Origin of the sequence: Mesorhizobium sp. M0968, from assembly GCF_040319065.1 — a bacterium.
Classification (GTDB): domain Bacteria; phylum Pseudomonadota; class Alphaproteobacteria; order Rhizobiales; family Rhizobiaceae; genus Mesorhizobium.
In genome coordinates this window covers 41,103-64,485 of sequence record NZ_JAMYNL010000008.1, presented here as the reverse complement: position 1 = coordinate 64,485, position 23,383 = coordinate 41,103, and the positions used below count along the sequence as shown (strand labels likewise).

General features: G+C 63.8%; 18 protein-coding genes and 1 pseudogene. 10 read left to right on the top strand and 9 right to left on the bottom strand.

Annotated features, from left to right (window positions below; genetic code table 11):
- Positions 1-39: 39 nt before the first annotated feature.
- The 8 genes and pseudogenes from ahcY to NKH67_RS16320 all read left to right on the top strand — a co-directional run bounded on the left by ahcY (position 40) and on the right by NKH67_RS16320 (position 13,959).
- On the top strand, positions 40-1,440 hold the full coding sequence (ahcY, locus tag NKH67_RS16355; RefSeq protein WP_023677552.1) for an adenosylhomocysteinase: 1,401 nt from the start codon (positions 40-42) through the stop codon (positions 1,438-1,440).
- 188 nt (positions 1,441-1,628) lie between these two features.
- Positions 1,629-4,190: a sensor histidine kinase gene (locus tag NKH67_RS16350; protein ID WP_352539990.1), complete on the top strand. Its 2,562-nt coding sequence runs from the start codon at positions 1,629-1,631 to the stop codon at positions 4,188-4,190.
- A gap of 8 nt (positions 4,191-4,198) precedes the next feature.
- Positions 4,199-5,710 (top strand): tRNA (adenosine(37)-N6)-threonylcarbamoyltransferase complex ATPase subunit type 1 TsaE, encoded by a 1,512-nt coding sequence (tsaE, locus tag NKH67_RS16345; RefSeq protein ID WP_352871944.1) that lies wholly within the window; start codon positions 4,199-4,201, stop codon positions 5,708-5,710.
- 56 nt (positions 5,711-5,766) lie between these two features.
- Positions 5,767-6,510 carry a nucleotidyltransferase family protein gene (locus NKH67_RS16340; protein ID WP_353031402.1) on the top strand — a complete coding sequence of 248 codons (744 nt, stop codon included), beginning with the start codon at positions 5,767-5,769 and terminating at the stop codon, positions 6,508-6,510.
- Positions 6,507-9,644: a double-strand break repair protein AddB gene (gene addB, locus NKH67_RS16335; RefSeq protein WP_352871940.1), complete on the top strand. Its 3,138-nt coding sequence runs from the start codon at positions 6,507-6,509 to the stop codon at positions 9,642-9,644. The genes NKH67_RS16340 and addB overlap by 4 nt, the downstream gene beginning before the upstream one ends.
- Positions 9,641-13,152: pseudogene (gene addA / locus NKH67_RS16330) on the top strand (double-strand break repair helicase AddA). Before addB ends, addA begins: the two are co-directional and overlap by 4 nt.
- A 73-nt stretch (positions 13,153-13,225) precedes the next feature.
- Complete coding sequence (gene trxA, locus NKH67_RS16325; protein WP_023677558.1) at positions 13,226-13,549, top strand: thioredoxin; 324 nt, start codon at positions 13,226-13,228, stop codon at positions 13,547-13,549.
- A gap of 128 nt (positions 13,550-13,677) precedes the next feature.
- Positions 13,678-13,959 carry a cupin domain-containing protein gene (locus NKH67_RS16320; RefSeq protein ID WP_023718287.1) on the top strand — a complete coding sequence of 94 codons (282 nt, stop codon included), beginning with the start codon at positions 13,678-13,680 and terminating at the stop codon, positions 13,957-13,959.
- A gap of 47 nt (positions 13,960-14,006) precedes the next feature.
- Here NKH67_RS16320 and NKH67_RS16315 read toward each other — a convergent pair whose 3' ends face one another.
- The 6 genes from NKH67_RS16315 to NKH67_RS16290 all read right to left on the bottom strand — a co-directional run bounded on the left by NKH67_RS16315 (position 14,007) and on the right by NKH67_RS16290 (position 19,676).
- Positions 14,007-14,426 carry a VOC family protein gene (locus NKH67_RS16315; protein WP_352454801.1) on the bottom strand — a complete coding sequence of 140 codons (420 nt, stop codon included), beginning with the start codon at positions 14,424-14,426 and terminating at the stop codon, positions 14,007-14,009.
- Between the two features lie 61 nt (positions 14,427-14,487).
- Positions 14,488-15,813 carry a bifunctional folylpolyglutamate synthase/dihydrofolate synthase gene (locus NKH67_RS16310; RefSeq protein WP_352832557.1) on the bottom strand — a complete coding sequence of 442 codons (1,326 nt, stop codon included), beginning with the start codon at positions 15,811-15,813 and terminating at the stop codon, positions 14,488-14,490.
- 55 nt (positions 15,814-15,868) lie between these two features.
- Positions 15,869-16,795: an acetyl-CoA carboxylase, carboxyltransferase subunit beta gene (gene accD / locus NKH67_RS16305; RefSeq protein WP_353031295.1), complete on the bottom strand. Its 927-nt coding sequence runs from the start codon at positions 16,793-16,795 to the stop codon at positions 15,869-15,871.
- A 95-nt stretch (positions 16,796-16,890) separates the two neighbouring features.
- Positions 16,891-17,730 (bottom strand): tryptophan synthase subunit alpha, encoded by an 840-nt coding sequence (gene trpA / locus NKH67_RS16300; protein WP_023677563.1) that lies wholly within the window; start codon positions 17,728-17,730, stop codon positions 16,891-16,893.
- A gap of 2 nt (positions 17,731-17,732) precedes the next feature.
- On the bottom strand, positions 17,733-18,983 hold the full coding sequence (gene trpB / locus NKH67_RS16295; RefSeq protein ID WP_353031293.1) for a tryptophan synthase subunit beta: 1,251 nt from the start codon (positions 18,981-18,983) through the stop codon (positions 17,733-17,735).
- Between the two features lie 33 nt (positions 18,984-19,016).
- Positions 19,017-19,676: a phosphoribosylanthranilate isomerase gene (locus tag NKH67_RS16290; protein WP_353031291.1), complete on the bottom strand. Its 660-nt coding sequence runs from the start codon at positions 19,674-19,676 to the stop codon at positions 19,017-19,019.
- Positions 19,677-19,838: 162 nt separating this feature from the next.
- Between NKH67_RS16290 and NKH67_RS16285 the strand changes: the two genes are divergently transcribed.
- On the top strand, positions 19,839-20,057 hold the full coding sequence (locus NKH67_RS16285; protein ID WP_254815955.1) for a hypothetical protein: 219 nt from the start codon (positions 19,839-19,841) through the stop codon (positions 20,055-20,057).
- A gap of 73 nt (positions 20,058-20,130) precedes the next feature.
- On the opposite strand, the gene NKH67_RS16280 is transcribed toward NKH67_RS16285, so the two are convergent.
- The 3 genes from NKH67_RS16280 to NKH67_RS16270 all read right to left on the bottom strand — a co-directional run bounded on the left by NKH67_RS16280 (position 20,131) and on the right by NKH67_RS16270 (position 22,198).
- Positions 20,131-20,889: a M48 family metallopeptidase gene (locus NKH67_RS16280; protein WP_352451640.1), complete on the bottom strand. Its 759-nt coding sequence runs from the start codon at positions 20,887-20,889 to the stop codon at positions 20,131-20,133.
- Between the two features lie 97 nt (positions 20,890-20,986).
- On the bottom strand, positions 20,987-21,475 hold the full coding sequence (locus NKH67_RS16275; RefSeq protein ID WP_352451639.1) for a DUF2852 domain-containing protein: 489 nt from the start codon (positions 21,473-21,475) through the stop codon (positions 20,987-20,989).
- A 258-nt stretch (positions 21,476-21,733) separates the two neighbouring features.
- The gene (locus tag NKH67_RS16270) at positions 21,734-22,198 is read right to left on the bottom strand and encodes an Lrp/AsnC family transcriptional regulator (protein ID WP_353031289.1); all 465 of its coding nucleotides are present in this window, start codon (positions 22,196-22,198) and stop codon (positions 21,734-21,736) included.
- Positions 22,199-22,369: 171 nt separating this feature from the next.
- Between NKH67_RS16270 and NKH67_RS16265 the strand changes: the two genes are divergently transcribed.
- Positions 22,370-23,383 carry a 1-aminocyclopropane-1-carboxylate deaminase gene (locus tag NKH67_RS16265; protein ID WP_353031287.1) on the top strand — a complete coding sequence of 338 codons (1,014 nt, stop codon included), beginning with the start codon at positions 22,370-22,372 and terminating at the stop codon, positions 23,381-23,383.

The following is a 23,383-nucleotide window of genomic DNA, read 5'->3' as shown; positions in this document are numbered from 1 at the left end:
CGGGCGCGTCCCGCAATCAATTCGCATCGGAGCACTGCCATGACGGGTAGCAAGGACTATGTGGTCGCTGACATCGCGCTTGCCGGCTGGGGCCGCAAGGAGATCGAGATCGCCGAAACCGAAATGCCCGGCCTGATGGCCTGCCGCGAGGAATTCGGCGACAAGAAGCCGCTCAAGGGCGCGCGCATCACCGGTTCGCTGCACATGACCATCCAGACGGCGGTGCTGATCGAAACGCTGAAAGCGCTCGGCGCCGACATCCGCTGGGCTTCCTGCAACATCTTCTCGACCCAGGACCACGCTGCCGCGGCCATTGCCGAGGCCGGAATTCCGGTGTTTGCCGTCAAGGGCGAGACGCTGGAGGATTATTGGGTCTACACCGACAAGATCTTCCAGTGGGCCGATGGCGGCACCTCCAACATGATCCTCGATGACGGTGGCGATGCCACCATGTACATCCTGATCGGCGCCCGCGCCGAGGCCGGCGAGGATGTGCTGTCCAATCCGGGCAGCGAAGAGGAAGAGATCCTGTTTGCCCAGATCAAGAAGCGCATGCAGGCATCGCCCGGCTTCTTCACCAAGCAGAAGGAAGCGATCCGCGGCGTCACCGAAGAGACGACGACCGGCGTCAACCGGCTCTATCAGTTGCAGAAAAAAGGCCTGCTGCCGTTCCCGGCGATCAACGTCAATGATTCCGTCACCAAGTCGAAATTCGACAACAAATATGGCTGCAAGGAATCGCTTGTCGACGGCATTCGCCGGGGCACCGACACGATGATGGCTGGCAAGGTCGCGGTTGTCTGCGGCTATGGCGACGTCGGCAAGGGCTCGTCGGCTTCGCTCAAGGGCGCCGGCGCCCGCGTCAAGGTCACCGAGGTCGATCCGATCTGCGCGCTGCAGGCGGCGATGGACGGTTTCGAGGTGGTCACGCTCGAAGACGCGGCGCCGACGGCCGACATCGTCATCACCACCACCGGCAACAAGGACGTCGTTACCCTCGACCACATGCGCCTGATGAAGGACATGGTGATCGTCGGCAACATCGGTCACTTCGACAACGAGATCCAGGTGGCCTCGCTGCGCAACCTGAAATGGACCAACATCAAGCCTCAGGTGGATATGATCACCTTCCCGGACGGCAAGCGGATGATCCTTTTGTCGGAAGGCCGCCTGCTCAACCTCGGCAACGCTACCGGCCACCCGAGCTTCGTCATGTCGGCGTCCTTCACCAATCAGGTGTTGGCCCAGATCGAGCTGTACACCAAGCCCGGCCAGTACGAGAACCAGGTCTATGTCCTGCCGAAGCATCTCGACGAAAAGGTCGCGCGCCTGCATCTCGACAAGCTCGGTGCCCGCCTGACCGAACTGTCCGGCGAACAGGCCGCCTATATCGGCGTCACTCCGCAGGGACCGTTCAAGCCGGAACACTACCGCTATTAACCACGGCGAAACTTGCCACTAGATATTGAAGCCGGGCGATTGACTTTTCGCCCGGCTTTATTTTTGCGCTGATTGATTCTTCACGCCGATTCGCGCAAGCGCTATGGTGCTGATTCGCGGTCCGGGGACGAGGCCCGGGCGCACGCATCAGGGCGGTCTTGCATTCAGGCGGCGAAGAGGACCAAGACATGCCGGGGGATAACCCGCCTTGCGCGGGACAGGCCGTTTCCGGCGGCCATAACGATTCGATCACGGGCTCCGCTGCCAGAGGCGGCAGCCTTCTATGGCGCGCCGGCAGCCGTGTCGGGGTGCTGCTTGCTTCTTCCGCGCTGGTTGGTCCGCTGCTTGGCTTTACTGCACATGCCCAAACCCGCGTGGCGCAAAAGGCCGGGCTGTCGGTCAGCACGGTCGAGGTCATGCAACTCGCCATGTTCGTCGGCGTCATGGGGGCGGCATTGCTGTCGGCCATCTTTCTGATCCGCGAACGGGCGCGCACCGCGGCGGAAAATGCCGAGCTCAGGACCCGTATCGCCGACGTCAATGCCGCGCTGCAGCGCTCGGAGGCGCTGCTCCATTCCCGCGATCAGCGCGTGGTGGTATGGGCGGCCGAGAACAAGAAGCCCGAGCTTGTCGGGACATTGCCGATCGAGAGCGGCGCGCCGGAGGACCGGGCGGCCTTCCTGGCTTTCGGCCGCTGGCTGATGCCGCGTTCGGCGGCTGCACTCGAACATGCCGTCGCGGCACTGCGGGACAAGGCAAAGCCGTTCGATCTGGTCATCGAATCGCAGGCCGGCCAGCCGCTCGAGGTTCACGGCCGCAAGAGTGCGGCGCATGTGCTGGTTCGCTTCGTCTCGCTTTCGGAGACACAGCGAAGCCAGGCCAGGCTGAAGATCGAGAACCAGCGCTTAGCTGCCGACCATGAGACGCTGATCGGTCTTCTGGATGCGCTCAAGATGCCGTCATGGCTGCGTACTGTCGACGGGCGGCTGAAATGGGTCAACCGCGCCTATGCCGAAGCGGTCGAGGCCGAGAATGCCGAAGCGGCGGTCCGCGATGGCAAGGAATTCCTCGGCGGCCAGGCGCGCGACACGATCGCTGCGCAGCACAGGTCGCGCGCGGTCTTTGAACAGACGCTCTCCACGGTCATCGAAGGCGACCGCCGTATGTTTGCCGTGACCGATTTTGCCGGGGCGGATGGTTCGGCTGGTCTTGCCTGCGACATCAGCGCTATCGAGGCCATTCGCGCCGAATATGAGCGGACCATGCAGAGCCACGCCGACACGCTCGATCAGCTCAACACCGCCGTGGCGATTTTCGACACCGACGAGAAATTGCGGTTTTTCAATCAGGCGTTCCAGAAACTATGGGGCCTCGACAGCGGCTTCCTGCACAGCGCGCCGGACAACGCCTTGCTGCTCGACCGCCTGCGCAGCGAAGGCAAGATCGCCGAGCAGCCCGAATGGCGGCGCTGGAAAGAGAGCCTGCTCGGCGCTTACCGCGCGGTTGAATCGCAGGAGCATTGGTGGCATCTGCCGGACGGCAAGACCATTCGCGTCGTCGCCAATCCGCAGCCCAAGGGCGGCGTCACCTGGGTGTTCGAGAACCTGACCGAGAAGATGGACCTTGAAAGCCGCTACCAGACCGCCGTCCGGGTCCAGGGCGAGACGCTCGACAACCTCGCCGAAGGCGTCGCTGTGTTCGGCCCCGACGGCAGGCTGAGACTGTCGAACCCGGCGTTCGCGGCATTGTGGGGGCTGGATGCCGATGCCTCAAAACCCAACGTCCATGTCTCGACGATCCGCGACCTTTGCGACCGCCGTGCCGTCGACAGTCCGTGGGGCGGGTTCGTTGCCGCCATCACCGGCTTCGACGACGAGCGCCGCGACCGCCACGGCCAAACCGAATTGAACAACGGCACCGTTTTGCGCTACGCCGTCATCCCTTTGCCCAACGGCCAGGTGATGATGACCTTCGTCGACGTTACCGACAGCGTCAATGTCGAGCGGGCGCTGAAGGACAAGAATGAGGCGCTGCAAAAGTCCGACCAGATCAAGAACGAATTCGTGCAGCACGTCTCCTATGAGCTGCGCTCGCCACTCACTAACATCATCGGCTTTACCGAGCTTCTTTCACTGCCGTCGACTGGTCCGCTGAACCAGAAGCAACGCGAATATATCGGGCATGTCGGCTCGTCCTCCTCGGTCCTGCTCACCATCGTCAACGACATCCTCGACCTGGCGACGGTGGATGCCGGCATCATGGAACTCGACATTTCCGAAGTTCACATCGATCGAACCATTACGGCTGCCGCCGAACTGGTCGCCGACCGGCTGGAGGAACATGCGATCAAGCTCAGGATCGACGCGGCGGCCGCGCCGAAAACCTTCCACGGCGACGAGATCCGCGTCCGCCAGATCCTCTTCAATCTGCTCAGCAATGCCGCCAATTACGCGCCGGAGGCGAGCACCATAACGCTCGCCTGCCGCCAACTTGCCGACGGCGTGGAATTTTCCGTTCACGATGACGGCCCCGGCATGCCGCCGGACCTGCTTGACTCAGTGTTCCGGCGCTTCGAGCCGCGCACCAATGGCGGCCGCCGCCGTGGCGCCGGGCTCGGCCTGTCGATCGTCAAGAGCTTTGTCGAACTGCATGGCGGCAGCGTCCGCATCGAGACCGGCAGGGATAAGGGCACCACGGTTGTTTGCGCCTTTCCCGACACGCCGTCCGGCATCCGCGCGGCGGCCGAGTAGCGCGTTCGATGGCGGTATTGGTGCTGGAGCGTTTTCTCGCCGACGAGGCTGCGACGGCAAGGTTCGGCGAGGATCTCGCCATGTCGCTGCGCGTCGGCGACGTGCTCGCCCTCAAGGGCGATCTCGGCGCCGGCAAATCGACCTTGGCACGGGCGCTGATCAGGGCACTGGCCGACGATGCCGGGCTCGACGTGCCGAGCCCGACCTTCACGCTGGTCCAGAGCTACGACGCGCGTGTGCCGGTTCATCATTTCGATCTCTACCGCTTGGGCACGGCATCCGAGCTGGACGAGCTGGGCTTCGACGAGGCGCTGACGCAAGGCGCCGCGCTGGTCGAATGGCCGGAGCGGGCAGAGGCATATCTGCCGAAAACCTCGGTGCTGGTCGAACTTCTCCAGCAGGGCGACGGCCGACTGGCGAGACTATCGGGAGAGGGCGCCGCCTTCGAGCGCGCGGCGCGATCGCTGGCAATGCGCGATTTTCTCGGGCAGGCCGGTTGGGGCGAAGCGCAGCGACGATATTTCATCGGTGATGCCTCGGCTCGCTCCTACGAGATCGTCACGCTCGCCGGATTTCCGCCGCGCGTGCTGATGAACTCGCCAAGGCTGGTGCTCGGACCGCCAGTCCGCGACGGCAAACCCTATGCCGAGATCGCTCACACCGCGCAATCCGTTTCGGCGTTCGTCGCCATCGACCGGGCCTTGCGGGCCGGCGGCGTCAGCGTCCCGGAAATTCATGCCCAGGATCTCGACCAGGGTTTTCTTCTGCTGGAGCATCTCGGTTCCCAAGGCTTCCTCGACAAGCGCGGCCAGCCGGTGGCCGCGCGTTATGCGGCGGCGGCCGAACTGCTTGCCATGATGCACGGCAAAACATGGCCGGCCCGCATGCAGGCCGGCCCCGGCGTCTTCCACGACGTGCCGCCTTTCGACCGCGACGCCATGATGATCGAGGCCGAATTGCTGGTCGACTGGTATGTCCCGGCGATATCAGGCGCTTCGCCAAGCGAGGCGTTGCGCGCCGGTTATCGCAGCGAATGGAGTGCGGTGGTCGATCGGCTCGAGGGGCGCGAATACACGCTGATGCTGCGCGACTTTCATTCGCCCAACCTGATCTGGCGCGCTGACCGTTTCGGTCACGACCGTCTCGGCGTCGTCGATGTCCAGGATGCGCTGATCGGTCCGTCAGCCTACGACGTCGCCTCGCTCGCCATGGACGCGCGCGTCACCATCTCACCTGAAATCGAAAAGCACACGCTCGCCGCCTACATCGCCGCGCGACGTGCTGCCGGTGCCTTCGATGAGAACGAATTCCGCGAAAGCTATGCAATCATGGCCGCACAGCGCAATTCCAAGATCCTCGGCATCTTCGTGCGGCTCGAAAAACGCGACGGCAAGCCTTATTATCTGAAGCATCTGCCGCGCATCCGCGACTATCTTCGCCGGGCACTGGCGCATCCGGCGCTGGCCGGGCTGCAGGATTTCTACATCGCCCACGGCTTCCTGGAGGAACGCTCGATTTGACGGCTAAGGATTTGGGCCTGAAGGCGGCGGATGAGCAGCCGATGCCGACGACCGCCATGGTGCTCGCCGCCGGGCTCGGCAAGCGCATGCGGCCGATCACCGACACCATGCCGAAGCCGCTGGTCAAGATCGCCGGCAAGACATTGCTCGACTGGGGGCTGGACTGCCTAGCCGGAGCCGGCGTCGCCAAGGCCGTCGTCAACGTCCATTACCTCCCGCAACAGATCGTGGACCATGTAGCCCGCCGCAGTGCGCCGAGAATCGTCATCTCGGATGAGAGTAGGGGCTTGCTTGACTCCGCCGGTGGTATCGTCAAGGCATTGCCCAGGTTAGGGGCGCCCTTCTATGTGCTCAACGCCGACACCTTCTGGATCGACAGCGGCGTTTCCAATCTCAGGCGACTTGCCCTTGCATGGGAGGGCGCGACAATGGACATTCTGCTGATGCTTGCGGATCTCCAGTCGGCAACCGGACATAGCGGCGGCACCGATTTCCTGATGGCGCCGGACGGCGCCTTGCGGCGTGCGAACAACGATCCGGCCGGCCTGATCTATGCCGGCGCCGCAATCGTCCATCCGCGCATCTTCAAGGATGCGCCGGCCGGTCCACACTCTCTCAACGCCTATTTCGATGCGGCAATCGCCGCCGGGCGCCTGTTCGGCCTGAAAATGCAGGGTCACTGGATTACTGTCGGCACACCTGACGCGATCCCGCGGGCGGAAGCAGCGGTCGCCGCCGCGCTTGCCGGCACGCCCAATGCTGTCGGTGAGGCACCCGGCGCTCTTCCCGAGTCGAAATGAGCGGCTCCCGCCGCGTTTTCTCGATCCCGCCCGGAGCGCCGTTCCTGCCGACGCTGGCCGAGGCGCTGCTTGCGGGGCGCTTGGTTCCCGGCTTCGCCTATGACGGCGATCCGCTGGCGCTGGCCGATCTCACCATCTATGTGCCGACGCGCCGTGCGGCGCGGGCGCTTCGCGGCGTCTTCGTCGATGCTCTCTCGCGCTCGGGAAGCCGCTCGGCGATCCTGCCGGTCATCCGCCCGCTTGGTGAGTTCGATGAGGATGAAGCCGCCTTCGAGGCAGGAGGTTCGGTCGCCATCGACCTTGCGCCGCCGATCGCCGTGGTCGAGCGTCTTCTGCTGCTTGCGCCGCTGGTGCGGGCGTGGAAACGCCGCCTGCCGGCACATGTCGCGGCATTGTTCGACGAGGAGATCGTCATACCGGCCTCCGCCGCCGACGCCATCTGGCTGGCGCGCGACCTTGCACGCCTGATGGATGAGATCGACACCGAAGGCACGGATTGGGCAAGGCTCGCCGACCTTGTAACCGGCAATCTTGCAGGCTGGTGGCAGGTGACACTCGACTTCCTGACCATCGTGACGGAGAACTGGCCGAACCTGCTCGAGGAACGCCATCGTTCCAATCCGGCCGCGCATCGCAATGCCCTGATAAGGCTGGAGGCGGCGCGGCTGAAGCGCAATCCGCCGGCCGGACCGGTGATCGCCGCCGGTTCCACCGGCTCCATTCCCGCCACGGCCGAGCTGCTTGCCGTGATCGCCGGCCTGCCCAATGGCGCCGTTGTGCTGCCCGGGCTCGACCTGGCGTTGGATGAGCCGTCCTTTGCCGCGATCACCGCACCGGGCGCGCGCCCAGCCGTGCTTGGCCACCCGCAATACGGCCTGGCAAAGTTGATCGGCAAGATCGGCGTGCCGCGCGCCGATGTCGAGGAGATTGCTGTTGCGCCGCGACCGCTTGCGCTGCGCGCCGCACTTGTCGGCGAAGCGCTACGCCCGGCGGAGACCACCGAGCTCTGGGCCGAGACGCGCGCCCGCTTTAGGGCCGGCGATATTGCCGAGGCCTTCGCCGAGGTGACGCTTCTCGAAGCCGCCAGCGAACGCGACGAAGCCGTGGCGATCGCCGTCGCGCTCAAACAGGCTGTCGAACGGCCCGGCCAGCGCGCCGCACTCGTCACCGGCGACCGCGCTCTGGCGCGGCGCGTCTCAGTCGAGCTGCTGCGCTTCGGCGTTGCCGCCGACGATTCCGGCGGCACGCCGCTGATCAACACACCAGCCGCAAGCCTGCTCAGGCTGGCGCTTCAGGCAGCCTTCCGCCCGGGCGACCCCGTTGCCCTGCTGTCGCTGCTCAAGCATCCCCTGCTTGGCCTCGGCCTGGAGCGGGCAAGCGTGCGCCATGCGGCCGAAATCGTCGAACTTGTGGCGCTGCGCGGTGGCTCAGGGCGTCCGGACGTGGCGTCGCTGCCGCAGCTCTTCGACACCCGGCTCCTCGAATTCGACGGCAGCGGCAATCGCCGCCCACCCTTCTGGTGGCCACGGCTTTCGGTCAGGCGCATCGAACAGGCGCGCGACCTGCTGATCCGGCTAACGGCCGCGCTGGCGCCGCTGGTTGCTTTTCGCGGCGACGAGAATGCCGATCTTGCCACCCTTGTGCGCGCCAGCGTCGTTGCGCTCGAAAGTCTCGGCCGCGCCGCTGACGGCAGCCCGAGCGAACTCTATGCGGGCGATGCCGGCGAAAAGCTCGCCGAGCTCTTGCGCGGGCTGGTCGCGGCCTCGGTGTCGTTCTCCTTCGCCGCTGACGAATGGCCTGACGTGATGGAGGCGCTGATCGCGCCCGAGACGGTCAAGCCGGCGCAGGGCACCGACAGGAACATCGCCATCTGGGGTGTGCTGGAAGCGCGGCTTCAGGATGTCGACACGCTGGTCGTCGGCGGGCTCAACGAAGGCGTGTGGCCGCGCAAGCCGGAGAGCGACCGCTTCATGTCGCGGCTGATGAAGACCGGCATCGATCTTGAACCGCCCGAGCGGCGCATCGGCCTTGCCGCCCATGATTTCCAGATGGCCATGGGCGCCAAAAAAGTGGTGCTGGCTCGCTCCGGCCGCTCCGGCGATGCACCGTCGGTACCTTCGCGCTGGCTGCAGCGCATCCTTACATTCGTCGGCGAGGACCACGCTGCTGCACTTCGCCGGCGCGGCGACGAACTGCTTGCCTGGGCGCGTGTGCTCGATGCCGGCGAAAAGCAGGACTTTGCGCCGCGGCCGCAGCCGAAACCGCCGCTCGCCGCGCGGCCGCACCACTTCTCGGTCACCGAGATCGAAACGCTGCGCCGCGATCCCTATGCGGTCTATGCCAGAAGGATACTCGGCCTGATGCCGCTCGATCCGGTCATTCGCGATCCGGGCGCTGCCGAGCGTGGCACGTTGTTTCACGCAATTCTGCACCTCTTCTCGGCGAGGGTGGCCGACCCGCGCGCGCCGGAGGCGCTGGACGGGCTCATCGCCGCCGGCCGCTCCTGCTTTGCCGAGGCGGCGCTGCCGGCCGATGTCGAGGCGGTGTGGTGGCCACGCTTCGAAAAGCTTGCCGCCGGCATCATCGAATGGGAGCGCGGCCGGGCCGCAGCCGTGGCACGGCGGTACGCCGAGGAACGCGCCGAAAAGACCGGTGTGGGCCGATCCGGTGTGACCCTGTCCGGCTATGCCGATCGCATCGATCTGCTGGCCGGCGGCATGGCCGACATCCTCGATTACAAGACCGGCTCCTCGCCATCCAAAGCACAGGCGCACACGCTGCTCGCGCCGCAACTGGCACTCGAGGGCGCGCTGCTCAGGCGCGGCGCTTTCAAGGAGCTTGGCGCATGCGAGCCGTCGCAACTGGCCTTCGTGCGGCTGAGGCCGAATGGCGAAGTGTTCGAGGAATCCATCCTCGAATACAACCGCAAGCCGCGAACCGCCGCCGATCTCGCCGAAGAAGCGTGGGCGCGGCTGGAAAAACTGCTGATCCACTACGCCGACCCGGCGACCGGCTATCTGTCGCGGGCGCTGCCGTTCCGCGAGGGCGAGACCGACGGCGACTACGACCATCTCGCCCGCGTGCTCGAATGGTCCGCCGGCGGCGACGCCGATGACGAGGGAGGGGAGGCATGAAAAAGGCCTACCCCATTCCAAGCGACACTGCCGCGAGCCAGGCAAGCGCGTCCGACCCGCGCAATTCCGCCTGGGTGTCGGCCAATGCCGGATCGGGCAAGACCCATGTACTCGCCCAGCGCGTTATCCGGCTGTTGCTGCGCGGCACCGATCCGTCCAAGATCCTGTGCCTGACCTATACGCGTGCCGCCGCCGCCAACATGTCGAACCGGGTGTTTTCGACGCTGTCGCAATGGACGGCCCTGGGCGATGCCGAGCTCTCGACACGGATAGAGGCGCTGGACGGCCGCCAGCCCGACCGCGAAACCATGCGCCGGGCGCGGCGGTTGTTTGCCGGGGCGCTGGAAACACCGGGCGGGCTGAAGATCCAGACCATCCACGCCTTCTGCGAATCGGTGCTGCATCAGTTCCCGCTGGAAGCCAATATCCCTGCGCATTTCGAAATGCTCGATCCGCAAATGGAGGCTTCGCTGTTTGCCGCCGCCCGCCGCGACATGATTTCGGGCGGCGTTGCAGGCGATGCGGCATTGTCCGAGGCCTTCGCCACCGTGCTGGAGCGCGGCGGCGAGCATGGGCTCGACGCACTGTTGGCCGAGATCGTGCGCAAGCGCGATGGTTTGCGTGCGTTCATCGCCGCGGCCGGCGGCGATGGTTTTCAGGCGCTGTTCGACGAGTTCCATTTCCGCGCCGGCCAGACGGCCGAAGGTATAGCCGCCTCGGTCTGGCCGCTGCCCGGCTTCCTGCCGGATTATCTCGTCACCTTTTCACGGGCAGCCGAGGCCGCCGATGCGCGCATCCTGCTGAACAATCTGCTGCCATACGCCCGCCTTGCCTTTGCCGAGGAGCATCCGGTACGTCGCCTGAATTTGCTCTCCAAGGCTTTCCTGAGGGCCGACGGCGAGCCTTACGATCCGGCAAAGACGTTTAAAAGGGCATTGCTTCACCGGTTGCCCGATCTTGCCGAACGATATCTGGCGGCGGTCGACGCCATTCTCGAAATCTCCGACAGGCTGGCCTTGTTCAGGATGCTGGAAGGCACGCGTGCGGCGCTGACCATCGCCGACTGGCTGATCGCCCGCTACGAGCAATTGAAGCGCGCGCGCGGCTTCCTCGACTTCAACGACCTGATCACCCGCACGGTCCATCTACTGGCGCGGCCCGACGCCGGCCCATGGGTGCAGTACAAGCTCGACCAGGGCATCGACCACATCCTCCTCGACGAGGCGCAGGACACCAGTCCCGACCAGTGGGAGGTAGTCAAGCGGCTGGCGGAGGAGTTCTTTGCCGGGCTCGGCGCACGCGACGCCGTCCACCGCACCATCTTTGCGGTCGGCGACGAAAAGCAGTCGATCTATTCCTTCCAGGGAGCCGCCCCGGACTCCTTTGCCGACAGCCGGCTTTTGTTTGCCGGCAAAGTCAGATCCGCCGCCGCCGCCTTCGCCGATCTCAAGCTAACCTGGTCGTTTCGCTCGACCGACGACGTGCTTGCGGCGGTGGATCGTGTCTTTGCTGACCCGAACGTGCGGCGCGGCATCAGCCACGATCCCGATCCGCTCGACCACAAGGCGATCCGCAACGATGCGCCGGGCTATGTCGACGTCTGGCCCTCGCTCGGCGCCGACGTCGTCGACGAACCGGACGACTGGACGCAAGCGGTGGATCACGCCCACGCACCGGCGGTGCGCGTTGCCGAAAACGTTGCAGCGACCATTGCCGGCTGGATCGGCGGCGGCGAGGTCATCGAAGGGCGTGGCAAGAAACTCCGGCCCGGCGACGTGCTGGTGCTGGTGCGCAAGCGCGACCGCTTCGTCCATGCGCTGACACGGGCGTTGAAGCGCCGCGACATCCCGGTGGCCGGCGCCGACCGGCTCAGCCTGCCTGGCCATATCGCGGTGAAGGACCTGATCGCACTCGGTCATTTTCTCATCCAGCCCGAGGACGATCTGTCGCTGGCCGCCGTGCTGCGCAGCCCGATCTTCGATGTCTCGGAAGAGCAGCTTTTCGCGCTTGCTGCGGAGAGGCCATCGGGCGTCTCGCTGATCGCCTCGCTGCGCCGGCATGCCGGCGAAAGTGAGGCGTTGGCCGCCGTCGTCAGCCGGCTCGGCACATGGTCGAACGAGGCCGCATTCAAGCCGGTGTTCGAATTCTATGCTGCAGCTCTCGCCCGCGACGGCCTGCGCAAGAAGATGATCGCGCGGCTCGGGCCGGAGGCCGGCGACGTCCTCGACGAATTCCTGAATTTCTGCCTGGCCGAGGAGCGGACCGGCCTGCCGGGACTGGAATCCTTCCTGTCGACGTTGGAAAACGCCGGCCCCGAGATCAAGCGCGAAATGGACCAGACCCGCGACGAGGTTCGCGTCATGACCGTGCATGCCGCCAAAGGCCTGGAGGCGCCGGTGGTATTCCTTGTCGATGGCGGCTCCGCGCCGTTCAGTGACCAGCATCTGCCGAGATTGATGCCGTTCGAAGGCTCGGGCGACTGCTGGGAGGGCAAGGGCTATCTCTGGCGTTCGGCCAGCGATGTCGCAAATGGGTTTTCACGCGCCGCATCGGCCCGCGCCCGCGAGCTCGCCGACGACGAATACCGCCGGCTGCTCTATGTCGGCATGACCCGCGCCGAGGATCGGCTGATCGTCTGCGGCTACCATGGCAAACGGGCGCCGAATACCGGTACCTGGCATTCGATCGTCAGCCGCGCACTGGTCGGTGCCGCGGAGAGCGAAGAACACCGGCATCCCGCCACTGGCGAGACCGTGCATCGTTTCCAGGTGACGAAACTGCCGCCCATGCCACTGGCGGCAGTGAATGAGGCACGACAGGCGGAACGCTTTGCACCACTGCCTGAAACCCTGTTCCAGTCTCTGCCGCCCTTCGAGGAATTGCCGCGGCCGCTCTCGCCGTCCGGCGCCTCGGTGCTGATCGACGAGGCGCGGCAAGCGGTGGCCGACACGCGTTCGCCGGTACTGGATGCCGACGCCGAACCCGGCTTGGCCGTCGTGCGCGGGCTGGCGCTGCACAAATTGCTGCAGATGCTGCCCGGCATCGCCGAGGGAACACGCCGGGATGCCGCCGAACGCTATCTGGCAAGAGCCGGCGCGGCATGGCCCGACGACGAGCGCGACAAGGCCCTGGCTGGCGTTTTCAGAATTCTTGCCGACAGCCGCTTCGCGCCGTTGTTTGCGCCAAACTCGCGCGCCGAAGTCGCCATCATGGGCAGCCTGGAGGTAAGGGGCAAACTGCGCTCGATTTCCGGCAAGATCGACCGGTTGGCGGTAACGCCGGACAAGGTTTCGATCGTCGACTACAAGACCAATCGACCAGCGCCAGCTACGCTCGCCGAAGTGCCGCAAGCCTATGTTCTGCAGCTCGCAATTTATCGCGCGCTGCTTCAGCCGCTCTATCCGGGACGCGAGGTCTCGGCGGCGCTGCTGTTCACCGAGGCGCCGCGGCTGATCGAGCTGCCGGCAGCGGTCATGGACGACCGCTTGCTAGACTCACGGGAGCGTGACACAACACTTGCTTGAAGACGGACGCGATCACCACCACATTTGGTGCGACGAATAAATCGAAAGGATCTCAGCATGGCCACCGTCAAGGTCGACAAGAGCAATTTCCAGGCCGACGTGCTCAACGCCAAGGAGCCAGTCGTGGTCGATTTCTGGGCGGAATGGTGCGGCCCGTGCAAGATGATCGCCCCGGCGCTCGAGGACATCGCCATCGAACTCGGCAGCAAGATAAAGATCGCCAAGCTCAACATAGACGAGAATCCTGAGCTGGCCGCGCAGTTCGGCGTGCGCTCGATCCCGACGCTGATGATCTTCAAGGGCGGCGAAGTCGCCGACATGAAGGTCGGTGCTGCGCCGAAAACGGCATTGTCGCACTGGATCAACGGCAGTCTCGCCTGATCCGATCAAAATTTTGCAGAAAAGCCCGGCCTCGCGCCGGGCTTTCTTGTGGCGTCACCGATCCGCAGATCTGGCACTCGCCACTTGCAGTCTCATGCTCTTGTCTGGCTTAAAGCAGGAGAAGCGATATGACCGGATCCGCCAAGGCCACCGTCTTCATCGACAATGAGCGCGTCATCGTCACCGAATACCGCTTCGCCCCGGGAGACAACACCGGCTGGCATCGCCATGGCCACGACTATGTGATCGTGCCGTTGACCGACGGCAAGGTGAAGCTCCTGACCAAGGATGGCGAATCCTTTGCCGAGATGAAGAAGGGCGCGCCGTATTTCCGCAATGAGGGCGTCGAACATGACGTCATCAGCGCAAACGATGGCGAATTCGCCTTCATCGAGGTCGAGCTGAAGTAGTCCACCAACCATCGGCTGCGCCGCTACAATTGTCCGGCGAGGCGCGATCACCAATCCGCGATACGATCGCCGCCGACGAATTGTGCGCTTTTCTCAGTATATTCGAACAGTTCTATCTTCACGCCGTTGGGGTCGCGGATCCAAGCCTGGTAGGTGTCATCGCACGCGCGTTTCTTGGAAGTGACATCAACCCCCTTTGACCTCAGATGGGCGATCGCGGCGTCGATGTTTTCCACTTCGAGGCAGAAGTGGTTGATCTGGTTCAAGTCGCCATAGCTGGCGCCGTCTTTCTGGAACACCTCGACATGGCTACGGCTGCCGCAATTGAGGTAGAAGCCGAAAATCTTCCCGTCGCGCAGGAAATTGAACTGGGTGTCCATGCCGAGGACGTCCCGATAGAAGCTTCGCGTCATCTCCAGGTCATTCGCGAAAATGCAAACGTGTGCGAGCTGCTTTACCTTGATCATGATTGGCTCCTCGCGGTGGTATGACAAGTTTGGCGTCACCGTGGCCCGGCTGAAGCACGCCTCAAACCGGCGGCGTGCCGTTTTCGGCCAACACCGCGCCGGCCAGGTAAAGTGACCCGCCGATCAGGATGCGCGGCGGCGGTCCGTCCCACGTGTCGCGCAGCAGCATCAGCGCATTGGCGACGGAACTGACCGGTTCGGCCGACAGGCCGGCCTCGATGGCGCGGGTCGCCAGCTCGTCGTTCGGCACGCCCGCGTCGCTCAGGCTCACCGGCACGGTGTAGACATGCCGGACCAGCCCTTTGAAGGCGCGGAAATAGCCGCTCTGGTCCTTGGTGTTGATCATACCCGAGATCAGGAACAGCGGACGCGGGTTCTTTTCCTCCTGCTCGGCCAGCGCCTCGGCGACGACCACGCCGGCGCCGGGATTGTGGCCGCCGTCGAGCCATATGTCGGCGCCCTTCGGCGCCAGTTCGCTCAGCCGTCCTTGCGGCAGCTTTTGCATGCGGCCCGGCCAGGCAACATTCGCCATCGCCTTCTCGGCAGCGCGGTGGCTGATCTCGAAGCCCGCCGCCTTGACCGCCGCGATCGCCGCCGCCGCATTGGCGAATTGATGGCGCCCCGGCAGGCGCGGCGGCGGCAGGTCCATCAATCCGTCTTCGTCCTGATAGACCATGCGCCCGTTTTCCTCATAGGCAAGGAAATCCTGGCCATAGACGAAGGCGGGGCAGTCGAGCCGCTCGGCGGTTTCGATGAGCACCTGCTGGGCCGTCTCGCTTTCCTGCGCGCCGATGACGACCGGGCATCCGCGCTTGATGATGCCGGCCTTTTCGGCGGCGATCAGCTCGACGCGGTCGCCGAGATAGGCTTCGTGGTCGAGCGACACCGGCATGATCACCGACACGGCCGGCTCGGCGATGACATTGGTGGCGTCGAAGCGGCCGCCAAGGCCAACCTCGAGGATGACGGCATCGGCCGGATGTTCGGAAAACAGCAGGAAGGTGACGGCGGTGAGGATTTCGAAGACGGTGATCTTCTGGCCTTGATTGGCTTTGGCGACGCAGGCGATGGCTTCGGCGAAGACCTTGTCGTCCACCAGCCTGCCGCCGCCATCTGCGGCCAGCCGGTAGCGCTCGTGCCAGTTCACAAGATGTGGCGAGGTGTGGACGTGGACGCGGTAGCCGGCGGCTTCGAGCAGCGCCCGTGAAAAAGCAGCACAGGAGCCCTTGCCGTTGGTGCCGGCGATGTGGATGACCGGCGGCAGCTGGTCCTGCGGATTGCCGAGCCGCTCGAGCAGCCGCGAAATGCGGTCGAGCGAAAGGTCGAAGCCCTTCGGGTGAAGCGCCATCAGGCTTTCGATTTCGCGGTCGGCGGCAAGCGTGGTCATGGCGAATCCTAGGCGCGCCACGGACGACGCGCAATCGCAGTTCGTGGCGAATGCGTCAGGCGTGCGGCCGGGCTTCGGCCGGAATCACCGACGGCGGCAAGATTTCCGGTTCCTGAGATTTTTGCTCCTCCGGCAGCTTGAGCAGCATTCTCAGCAGCCGTGCAATGGTCTGGCGCATCTCCAGCCGTGACACCACCATGTCGACCATGCCGTGTTCCATCAGATATTCGGCGCGCTGGAAGCCGTCAGGCAGCTTTTCGCGGATGGTCTGCTCGATGACGCGCGGGCCGGCAAAGCCGATCAGGGCGCCGGGCTCGGCAATATGCACGTCGCCCAGCATGGCATAGGAGGCGGTGACGCCGCCGGTCGTCGGGTTGGTCAGGACGACGATGTAGGGCAGGCCGGCCTCCTTCAGCCTGTCGACGCCGACCGTGGTCCGTGGCAACTGCATCAGCGACAGGATGCCTTCCTGCATACGGGCGCCGCCGGAGGCCGCAAACAGGATCAGCGGCCGCTTGCGCTGCAAGGCGACCTCGAAACCATGCACGATGGCGTCACCTGCCGCCATGCCGAGCGAGCCGCCCATGAAGGCAAAATCCTGCACCGTCACCACCACCGGCACGCCCTCGACCGTGCCCAGCGCATTGATCATGGCGTCTTCCATGCCGGTCTTGGCCTTGGCATCCCTAAGCCGGTCTACGTAGCGCTTCTCGTCGCGGAACTTGAGCGGATCCTGAACGACCTTGGGGTTTTCCAGCGTCTCGTATTTGCCGTCGTCGAGGAAGAATTTCAGCCGTTCCTTGGCTGATATCTTCATATGGTGGCCGGAGGACGGGATGACGAACTGGTTCTGCTCCAGATCCTTATGGAACACCATTTCGCCGGTCTCGGGATCCTTGATCCACAGGTTTTCCGGCATGTCGGTGCGGCGGCCGAGCATCGAATTGATCTTCGGGCGGACGTAATTGGTGATCCAGTTCATCGCTTCGGCTCCTGTCCTTACGAAGAGTTAGACCATGATCCCGAAAAGTGGAAACCGGTTTTCGCTGGAGATCATGGCCAACCAGAAGATCAAGATTATTCGGCGGCAGCAAGGCGAGCCGCGCGAACCCCTTGCGAAAGCCCGCTGACCAGCGTGGCGACGGCCTCGGCCGGATCGGCGGTCTTTTCGCCCTTCGGCCCCAGCACGTTGGCGACTGCATTGACAATCGCGGTGCCGACAACGACGCCGTCGGCCGACGCGCCGATGGTGCGCGCCTGCTCTGCGGTCTTGACGCCGAAGCCGACACAGACCGGCAGGTCGGTATGGCTCTTGATGCGCTTGACCGCTGCCGCCACCTTGCCGGTGTCGGCCAGCGCCGAACCGGTGATGCCGGTCATCGAGACGTAGTAGACGAAACCCGACGTGTTCTGCAGCACCTTGGGCAGGCGCTTGTCGTCGGTGGTCGGCGTCGCCAGCCGGATGAAATTGATGCCGGCCTTGAGTGCCGGGATGCAAAGCTCCTCGTCCATCTCAGGCGGCAGGTCGACGACGATCAGCCCGTCGATGCCGCTGGCCAGCGCGTCGCTCAGGAAGCGCTCGACGCCGTAGATGTAGATCGGATTGTAATAGCCCATCAAGACGATCGGCGTTTCACTGTCGCCGGCGCGGAATTCCGAGGCCATCTTCAGCGTCTTGACCAAAGTCTGGCCGCCCTTCAGCGCCCGCAGGCCGGCCGCCTGGATCGCCGGGCCGTCGGCCATTGGATCGGAAAACGGCATGCCTAACTCGATGATGTCGCTGCCGGCGCCGGGCAGCGCCTTCATGATCGACAGGGACGTGTCGTAGTCCGGATCGCCGCCCATGAAATAGGTGACGAGTGCCGGTCGCCCCTCGGCCTTCAGCTTTGCCATGCGGCGGTCGATACGGGTGGCCATGATCAGATCTCCATGCCCAGCATATTGGCCACCGTATGCACGTCCTTGTCGCCGCGGCCGGACAGGTTGACGATGACGATCTGGTCCTTGTCCATGTCAGGCACGATCTTCACCGCCTGTGCGATGGCATGGGCCGATTCAAGCGCCGGAATGATGCCCTCGACGCGTGTCGTCAACTGGAACGCCTCCAGCGCCTCGCTGTCGAGGATCGGCACATAGTCGACGCGGCCGGAATCGCGCAGCCATGAGTGCTCGGGACCGACGCCCGGATAGTCGAGGCCCGCCGAGATCGAGTGACCGTCCATGATCTGGCCGTCGGCGTTCTGCAGAAGGTAGGTACGGTTGCCATGCAGCACGCCGGGCGCGCCGGCACTCATCGAGGCGCAATGCTCGATGCCGTCGAGCCCGCGGCCGCCGGCTTCGACGCCGATGATGCGGACCTGCCTGTCATCGAGGAAGGGATGGAACAGGCCGATAGCGTTGGAACCGCCGCCGACACAAGCGATGATGGTGTCCGGCAGCCGGCCTTCCTGCTCGAGGATCTGGGCGCGCGCCTCGGTGCCGATCACCGACTGGAAGTCGCGCACCAGCTCCGGATAGGGATGCGGGCCGGCGGCGGTGCCGATCAGGTAATAGGTATCCTCGACGTTGGTCACCCAGTCACGCAGGGCCTCGTTCATGGCGTCCTTCAGCGTGCCGTGGCCGGCCGTCACCGGCCGCACCTCGGCGCCCAGAAGCTTCATGCGAAAGACGTTGGGGCTTTGCCGGGCGACGTCGGTTGCACCCATATAGACGATACAAGGAAGCCCGAAGCGCGCCGCCACTGTAGCGGACGCGACGCCATGCTGGCCGGCACCGGTCTCTGCGATGATCCTCGTCTTGCCCATGCGCTTGGCGAGCAGGATCTGGCCGAGGCAGTTGTTGATCTTGTGCGAGCCGGTGTGGTTCAGGTCCTCGCGCTTGAAATAGACCTTTGCGCCGCCCCCGAGGCCCTTCGCCGAGGACACCTCACGAAGATGCCTGGTCAGGCCTTCGGCGAAATAGAGCTTCGACGGCCGCCCGGCGTAATGCGTCGAGAGATCGGTCAGTTCGGCCTTGAAATCCGGGTCGTTCTTGACCTCGTTCCAGTGCCGCTCCAGCTCGAGGATCAGCGGCATCAGCGTTTCGGCAACGAAACGACCGCCAAAAATGCCGAACATGCCCTGCTCGTCGGGGCCGGTGCGGAAGGAATTCGGTATCGCCGGCTTGTCCATCGCCGATCTCCTGGTCTGTGGTTTGAAGCGTGGTCAGGCGGCGCGGTTGTCGCGTGCTGCCCCGACGGCGCGGAAAAATTGTTCGATCAGCGCCGGTACCTTGACGCCCGGCGCGCTCTCCACGCCCGAGGAAACATCTATTCCGGGCGGGTTCGCCAGCCGAAAGGCGTCGCCGATATTGCCGGCATTGAGCCCTCCGGAAAGCATGTAATCGACGCCGGCGTCAAGGCCAGCCAGAATGCGCCAGTCGAAGGCAAGACCGTTGCCGCCCGGCAATTCCGAACCCTTAGGCGGCTTGGCATCGAACAGGAAGCGGTCGGCAATGCCGATGAAGGGCTTGACTTGCCCGAGATCGGCGGCCTCGCTGACCGGCAGCGCCTTCATCACCGGCAAGCCGTAGCGGGCCTTCACCTCGGCCACCCGCTCGGGAGGCTCGGCGCCGTGAAGCTGCAGCATATCGGGCTGCATCTTTTCGACGATGTCATCCAGGAACGCATCGCTGGCGTCGACCGTCACGGCAACCGCCTTGGCCTTGCCGCGCGCCGCTTCGCGCAGGCGGCCGGCTTCCGCCGGCTCCACATAGCGCGGGCTTTTGGCAAAGAAAATGAAGCCGACATGGCTGGCGCCGCCGGCCAATGCCGCAGCCAGTGCCTTGTCGGTCTTCAACCCGCATATCTTGATGTCCATCGCCATGGCGCGGGATTGGCATGAAACGGCCAAAGAGTCGAGAAAAAGCATCCTGTTTGCCGCCAGCGCGGAACGCGCTACCTTGCTAATGTAAGAGCGGAACGCGCTACCTTGCTAATATAAGCGCAACGCTACTTGCTCAGGCACAGAGGCGGGAGAACAAAGATCATGCCGGAAAAGACCGTCGCGGAACTCAGGCAAAAGCTGGCGCAGGCCCATGAGGTCATCGCTCATTTGATGGACAAGGCAGCCTTCAACGGCGCCGAGGCGCACCGGGCGCTGGCTTATTTCAGCAACGAGACCTTCGAGAAGGATTTCCTGCCCTGGCCGCGCCATGTCGATGAGGGGTTGCGGCCGGAGGAGTTGAACGCGGCCAATGACGATTGATCGGCAGTGCAGAATCTATTGAGGCCGGCGCGAAGGATCGCTACAGTTTCCATTTCGTGCCCCTACAAGCATCCTACTCGAACGCGATCGCCTGCAGCGCGCCGCCATTGCGCTTGAGCCAGTCCTTGCAGCGCTCGGTATCCGGGCAAAGCTGCTCGCATAATTTCCAGAATTTCGGGCCGTGGTTCATCTCCTTGAGATGCGCCACCTCATGCGCGACGAGGTAGTTTATCACCGGCCGCGGCGCCATCATGATGCGCCAGGAAAACGACAGATTGCCGTCCGACGTGCACGATCCCCAGCGGCTCGATGTATCCTTGAAGCGGATCGCCTTGGCGCGCTTGCCGACCGCCGCACTGTGCTTTGTCACCAGCGCTTCGATCTCGCGCTTGGCTTCGCGCTTCAGGAAATCGGCGATGCGGCGCGGCAGATGCACACGCTCGCCATGCACTATCATCAGCGGTCCGCGCTCGTCGCGCGACAGCGTGACGGTTCCGCGTTTCGACGGTTCATGGACGATGCGATGCGGCACGCCGCGCACCGGCACCTTGATGCCGGGCCGCACCTGCGGCCGGTTGGGCACCTTGGCCAGCCTTTGCTCCAGCCAGTCCTGATGGCGGTCGAGAAATTTTTCCACCTCGCCGCGGCGCAGCCCCGGCGGCACGGTGATGCGCAGACCACGGCCGCCGGAATCGATGCGCAGCGTCAGGCGTCGCGCCCGGTCGTTCTCGACGATCTTGAGCGGCAGCGTGCGGCCGGCAACGCAATGCTCGCGCTCCACGACGGGCGTGGGCTTGGGTTTCGTCGGGGTGCGGAAGAAGCCGAAGGACATTCCGGGACGATACGTGATTCGAGGGAAACGACTAGAACAAAAAAGAAACGGCGCCGCTGACGCGACGCCGTTGGATTATCTATCTGGGCACGGGACCTTACTCGTCGAGCAGGCCTGGCGTGGAGTTGCCGCCGCGTTTGTTGTTCGTCGTCGAGCCAGTTGACCCACCCGTCGTGGGCGACGTCGACTTGTTGCGGTTGGCCATGAAGCGATCGAACTCTTCCTGGTCCTTGGCGCGGCGCAATTCACGGGCATATTCATCGAACTCGCTCAGCATCTCGTCGAGCTTGCGGCGTTCCTCGGCAAGCCGCTCGAGTTCCTTTTCGCGCCAGTCGTCGAAAGCGACGTTGCCGGTGCGTGCAGAGCCATGGCCCCAGCGCGCGGCCCTGTCGGAACCGCGGCGGCAACCGGCGAAGATGCCGTCGGTGGCGCGGTTGACGTCGCGCTTGAAGCCCTCGAGCCGATCGCCCCAGATGATGTAGGCGAGCATGGCTAAGCCGAGCGGCCAGAACACCATGAACCCGATCACCATCAACGCGATGGTCGCCGGCGTCCAGGCCGGACGGATCAATGCAGATGTGTTCATTTCTTCCAATCCTTCAGTTGGAGACAGCCAAATCCGGCTGCGTGGAATCGAAATGGGATGAAGAAAACGGCGATTCAAGACAGCAGCCGCCAAAACCGGACAAGCGGCTGAAATGATTATCGCTTTTTGAGCATTTCAAGGAAAAGAGCAGCCAGGCCCCGTAAGGGGGCAATGTCGTCGACGGTTCTGCAGTGAAAATCCAGCGCCGATCGCGTCTGCTGGCTGAGTGCAATGGTTTGACGCTTCGAAGCCGTCCGTTCAAAAATCCAGAGGCGCATTGTCGACGACCTCTTTCATCACGAAGAAGGTTCTCGTCTGGCGAACGCCGGGCAGTGCGATCAATTGGTCCCCGTGGATTCGGTTGAAATCCGCCATGTCACCAACCCTGATCTTCAGAAAATAATCGAAGTCGCCTGCCACCAGATGGCAGTCGAGGATGAATTTCAGTTTGGCGACGGCCTTTTCGAGTTCCGCGAAACTCTCCGGGGTCGAACGGTCGAGTACGACGCCAACCATCACCAACGCGCCTCTGTCGACCTTCTGCGGGCTCACCATCGCCCTGACATGGCTGATGTAGCCTTCATCGAACAGGCGTTGCGTCCGGCGGTGGCACGTCGCCGGGCTAACAGCGACCGACTGCGCCAGCTCCGCGTTGGTCAGTCGCCCATTGCCTTGGAGCAGGCGCAACATCTTCAGGTCGATCCGGTCGAGCGCTGCGCGCATGAAAGATTCTTCCATTATTCTGATTAAGAATCGAATATATATGACATTTCAAATGCTATGAAGCGATATTTTGGATATTGTGGGCTCGATCTTTGAGAGCACATTTCAAGGCAGAGCTGATAGTGTTCATCGCACCACACCGCAATGAATGGAACAAGCGAGGGCACTCTCATGCTCGAGAAATTCGAACGTTATCCGCTCACATTCGGGCCGACCCATATCGAGAAACTGGAGCGGCTTGGTGGTCATCTCGGCGGGAAGGTCGATCTCTATGCCAAGCGGGAGGATTGCAATTCCGGCCTTGCCTTCGGTGGCAATAAACTGCGCAAGCTCGAATACATCGTCCCGGACGCGATCGCCTCAAACGCCGATACGCTGGTGTCGATCGGTGGCGTCCAATCCAACCATACGCGCATGGTGGCGGCCGTCGCGGCGAAGATCGGCATGAAGTGCCGCCTCGTGCAGGAAAGCTGGGTGCCTCACGAGGACGCCGTCTACGATCGCGTCGGCAATATCCTTTTGAGCCGGATCATGGGCGCTGATGTCCAGATGGTCGATGAGGGTTTCGACATCGGGATTAGGGAAAGCTGGGAACAGGCAATCGCGGATGTGAAGGCCAAGGGTGGCAAACCCTATCCAATTCCGGCCGGGGCTTCGGTACACAAATATGGCGGCCTGGGCTATGTCGGCTTTGCCGAGGAGGTCCGCGCGCAGGAGAAGGAGCTCGGCTTTGCCTTCGACTACATCGTCGTTTGTACCGTCACCGGTTCGACTCACGCCGGCATGCTGGTCGGCTTCGCCAAGGACGGCCGCGAGCGCAAGGTGATCGGCATCGACGCATCCTGCACCCCGGCGCAGACCAAGGCGCAAGTGCTCAAGATCGCGCAGAGCACCGCGACGCTGGTCGAACTCGGCAAGGAGCTCGATGAGAACGATGTCGTCCTGATCGAAGATTATGCCTATCCGGTCTACGGCGTCCCCTCGCAGGAGACGAAGGAAGCAATCCGTCTCTGCGCGCGTCTTGAAGGCATGATCACGGATCCGGTCTATGAGGGAAAATCCATGCAGGGCATGATCGATCTCGTGAGCAAGGGTTATTTTCCCAAGGGATCGAAAGTGCTCTACGCCCACCTTGGCGGCGCTCCGGCCATCAACGGATATGCTTATACGTTCCGCAACGGCTGA

Excerpts from the sequence above, each read along its gene's own strand:
- ahcY (WP_023677552.1), top strand. The coding sequence starts at position 40 with ATGACGGGTAGCAAGGACTATGTGGTCGCTGACATCGCGCTTGCCGGC.
- NKH67_RS16350 (WP_352539990.1), top strand. The coding sequence starts at position 1,629 with ATGCCGGGGGATAACCCGCCTTGCGCGGGACAGGCCGTTTCCGGCGGC.
- tsaE (WP_352871944.1), top strand. The coding sequence starts at position 4,199 with ATGGCGGTATTGGTGCTGGAGCGTTTTCTCGCCGACGAGGCTGCGACG.
- NKH67_RS16340 (WP_353031402.1), top strand. The coding sequence starts at position 5,767 with ATGGTGCTCGCCGCCGGGCTCGGCAAGCGCATGCGGCCGATCACCGAC.
- addB (WP_352871940.1), top strand. The coding sequence starts at position 6,507 with ATGAGCGGCTCCCGCCGCGTTTTCTCGATCCCGCCCGGAGCGCCGTTC.
- trxA (WP_023677558.1), top strand. The coding sequence starts at position 13,226 with ATGGCCACCGTCAAGGTCGACAAGAGCAATTTCCAGGCCGACGTGCTC.
- NKH67_RS16320 (WP_023718287.1), top strand. The coding sequence starts at position 13,678 with ATGACCGGATCCGCCAAGGCCACCGTCTTCATCGACAATGAGCGCGTC.
- NKH67_RS16315 (WP_352454801.1), bottom strand. The coding sequence starts at position 14,426 with ATGATCAAGGTAAAGCAGCTCGCACACGTTTGCATTTTCGCGAATGAC.
- NKH67_RS16310 (WP_352832557.1), bottom strand. The coding sequence starts at position 15,813 with ATGACCACGCTTGCCGCCGACCGCGAAATCGAAAGCCTGATGGCGCTT.
- accD (WP_353031295.1), bottom strand. The coding sequence starts at position 16,795 with ATGAACTGGATCACCAATTACGTCCGCCCGAAGATCAATTCGATGCTC.
- trpA (WP_023677563.1), bottom strand. The coding sequence starts at position 17,730 with ATGGCCACCCGTATCGACCGCCGCATGGCAAAGCTGAAGGCCGAGGGG.
- trpB (WP_353031293.1), bottom strand. The coding sequence starts at position 18,983 with ATGGACAAGCCGGCGATACCGAATTCCTTCCGCACCGGCCCCGACGAG.
- NKH67_RS16290 (WP_353031291.1), bottom strand. The coding sequence starts at position 19,676 with ATGGCGATGGACATCAAGATATGCGGGTTGAAGACCGACAAGGCACTG.
- NKH67_RS16285 (WP_254815955.1), top strand. The coding sequence starts at position 19,839 with ATGCCGGAAAAGACCGTCGCGGAACTCAGGCAAAAGCTGGCGCAGGCC.
- NKH67_RS16280 (WP_352451640.1), bottom strand. The coding sequence starts at position 20,889 with ATGTCCTTCGGCTTCTTCCGCACCCCGACGAAACCCAAGCCCACGCCC.
- NKH67_RS16275 (WP_352451639.1), bottom strand. The coding sequence starts at position 21,475 with ATGAACACATCTGCATTGATCCGTCCGGCCTGGACGCCGGCGACCATC.
- NKH67_RS16270 (WP_353031289.1), bottom strand. The coding sequence starts at position 22,198 with ATGCGCGCAGCGCTCGACCGGATCGACCTGAAGATGTTGCGCCTGCTC.
- NKH67_RS16265 (WP_353031287.1), top strand. The coding sequence starts at position 22,370 with ATGCTCGAGAAATTCGAACGTTATCCGCTCACATTCGGGCCGACCCAT.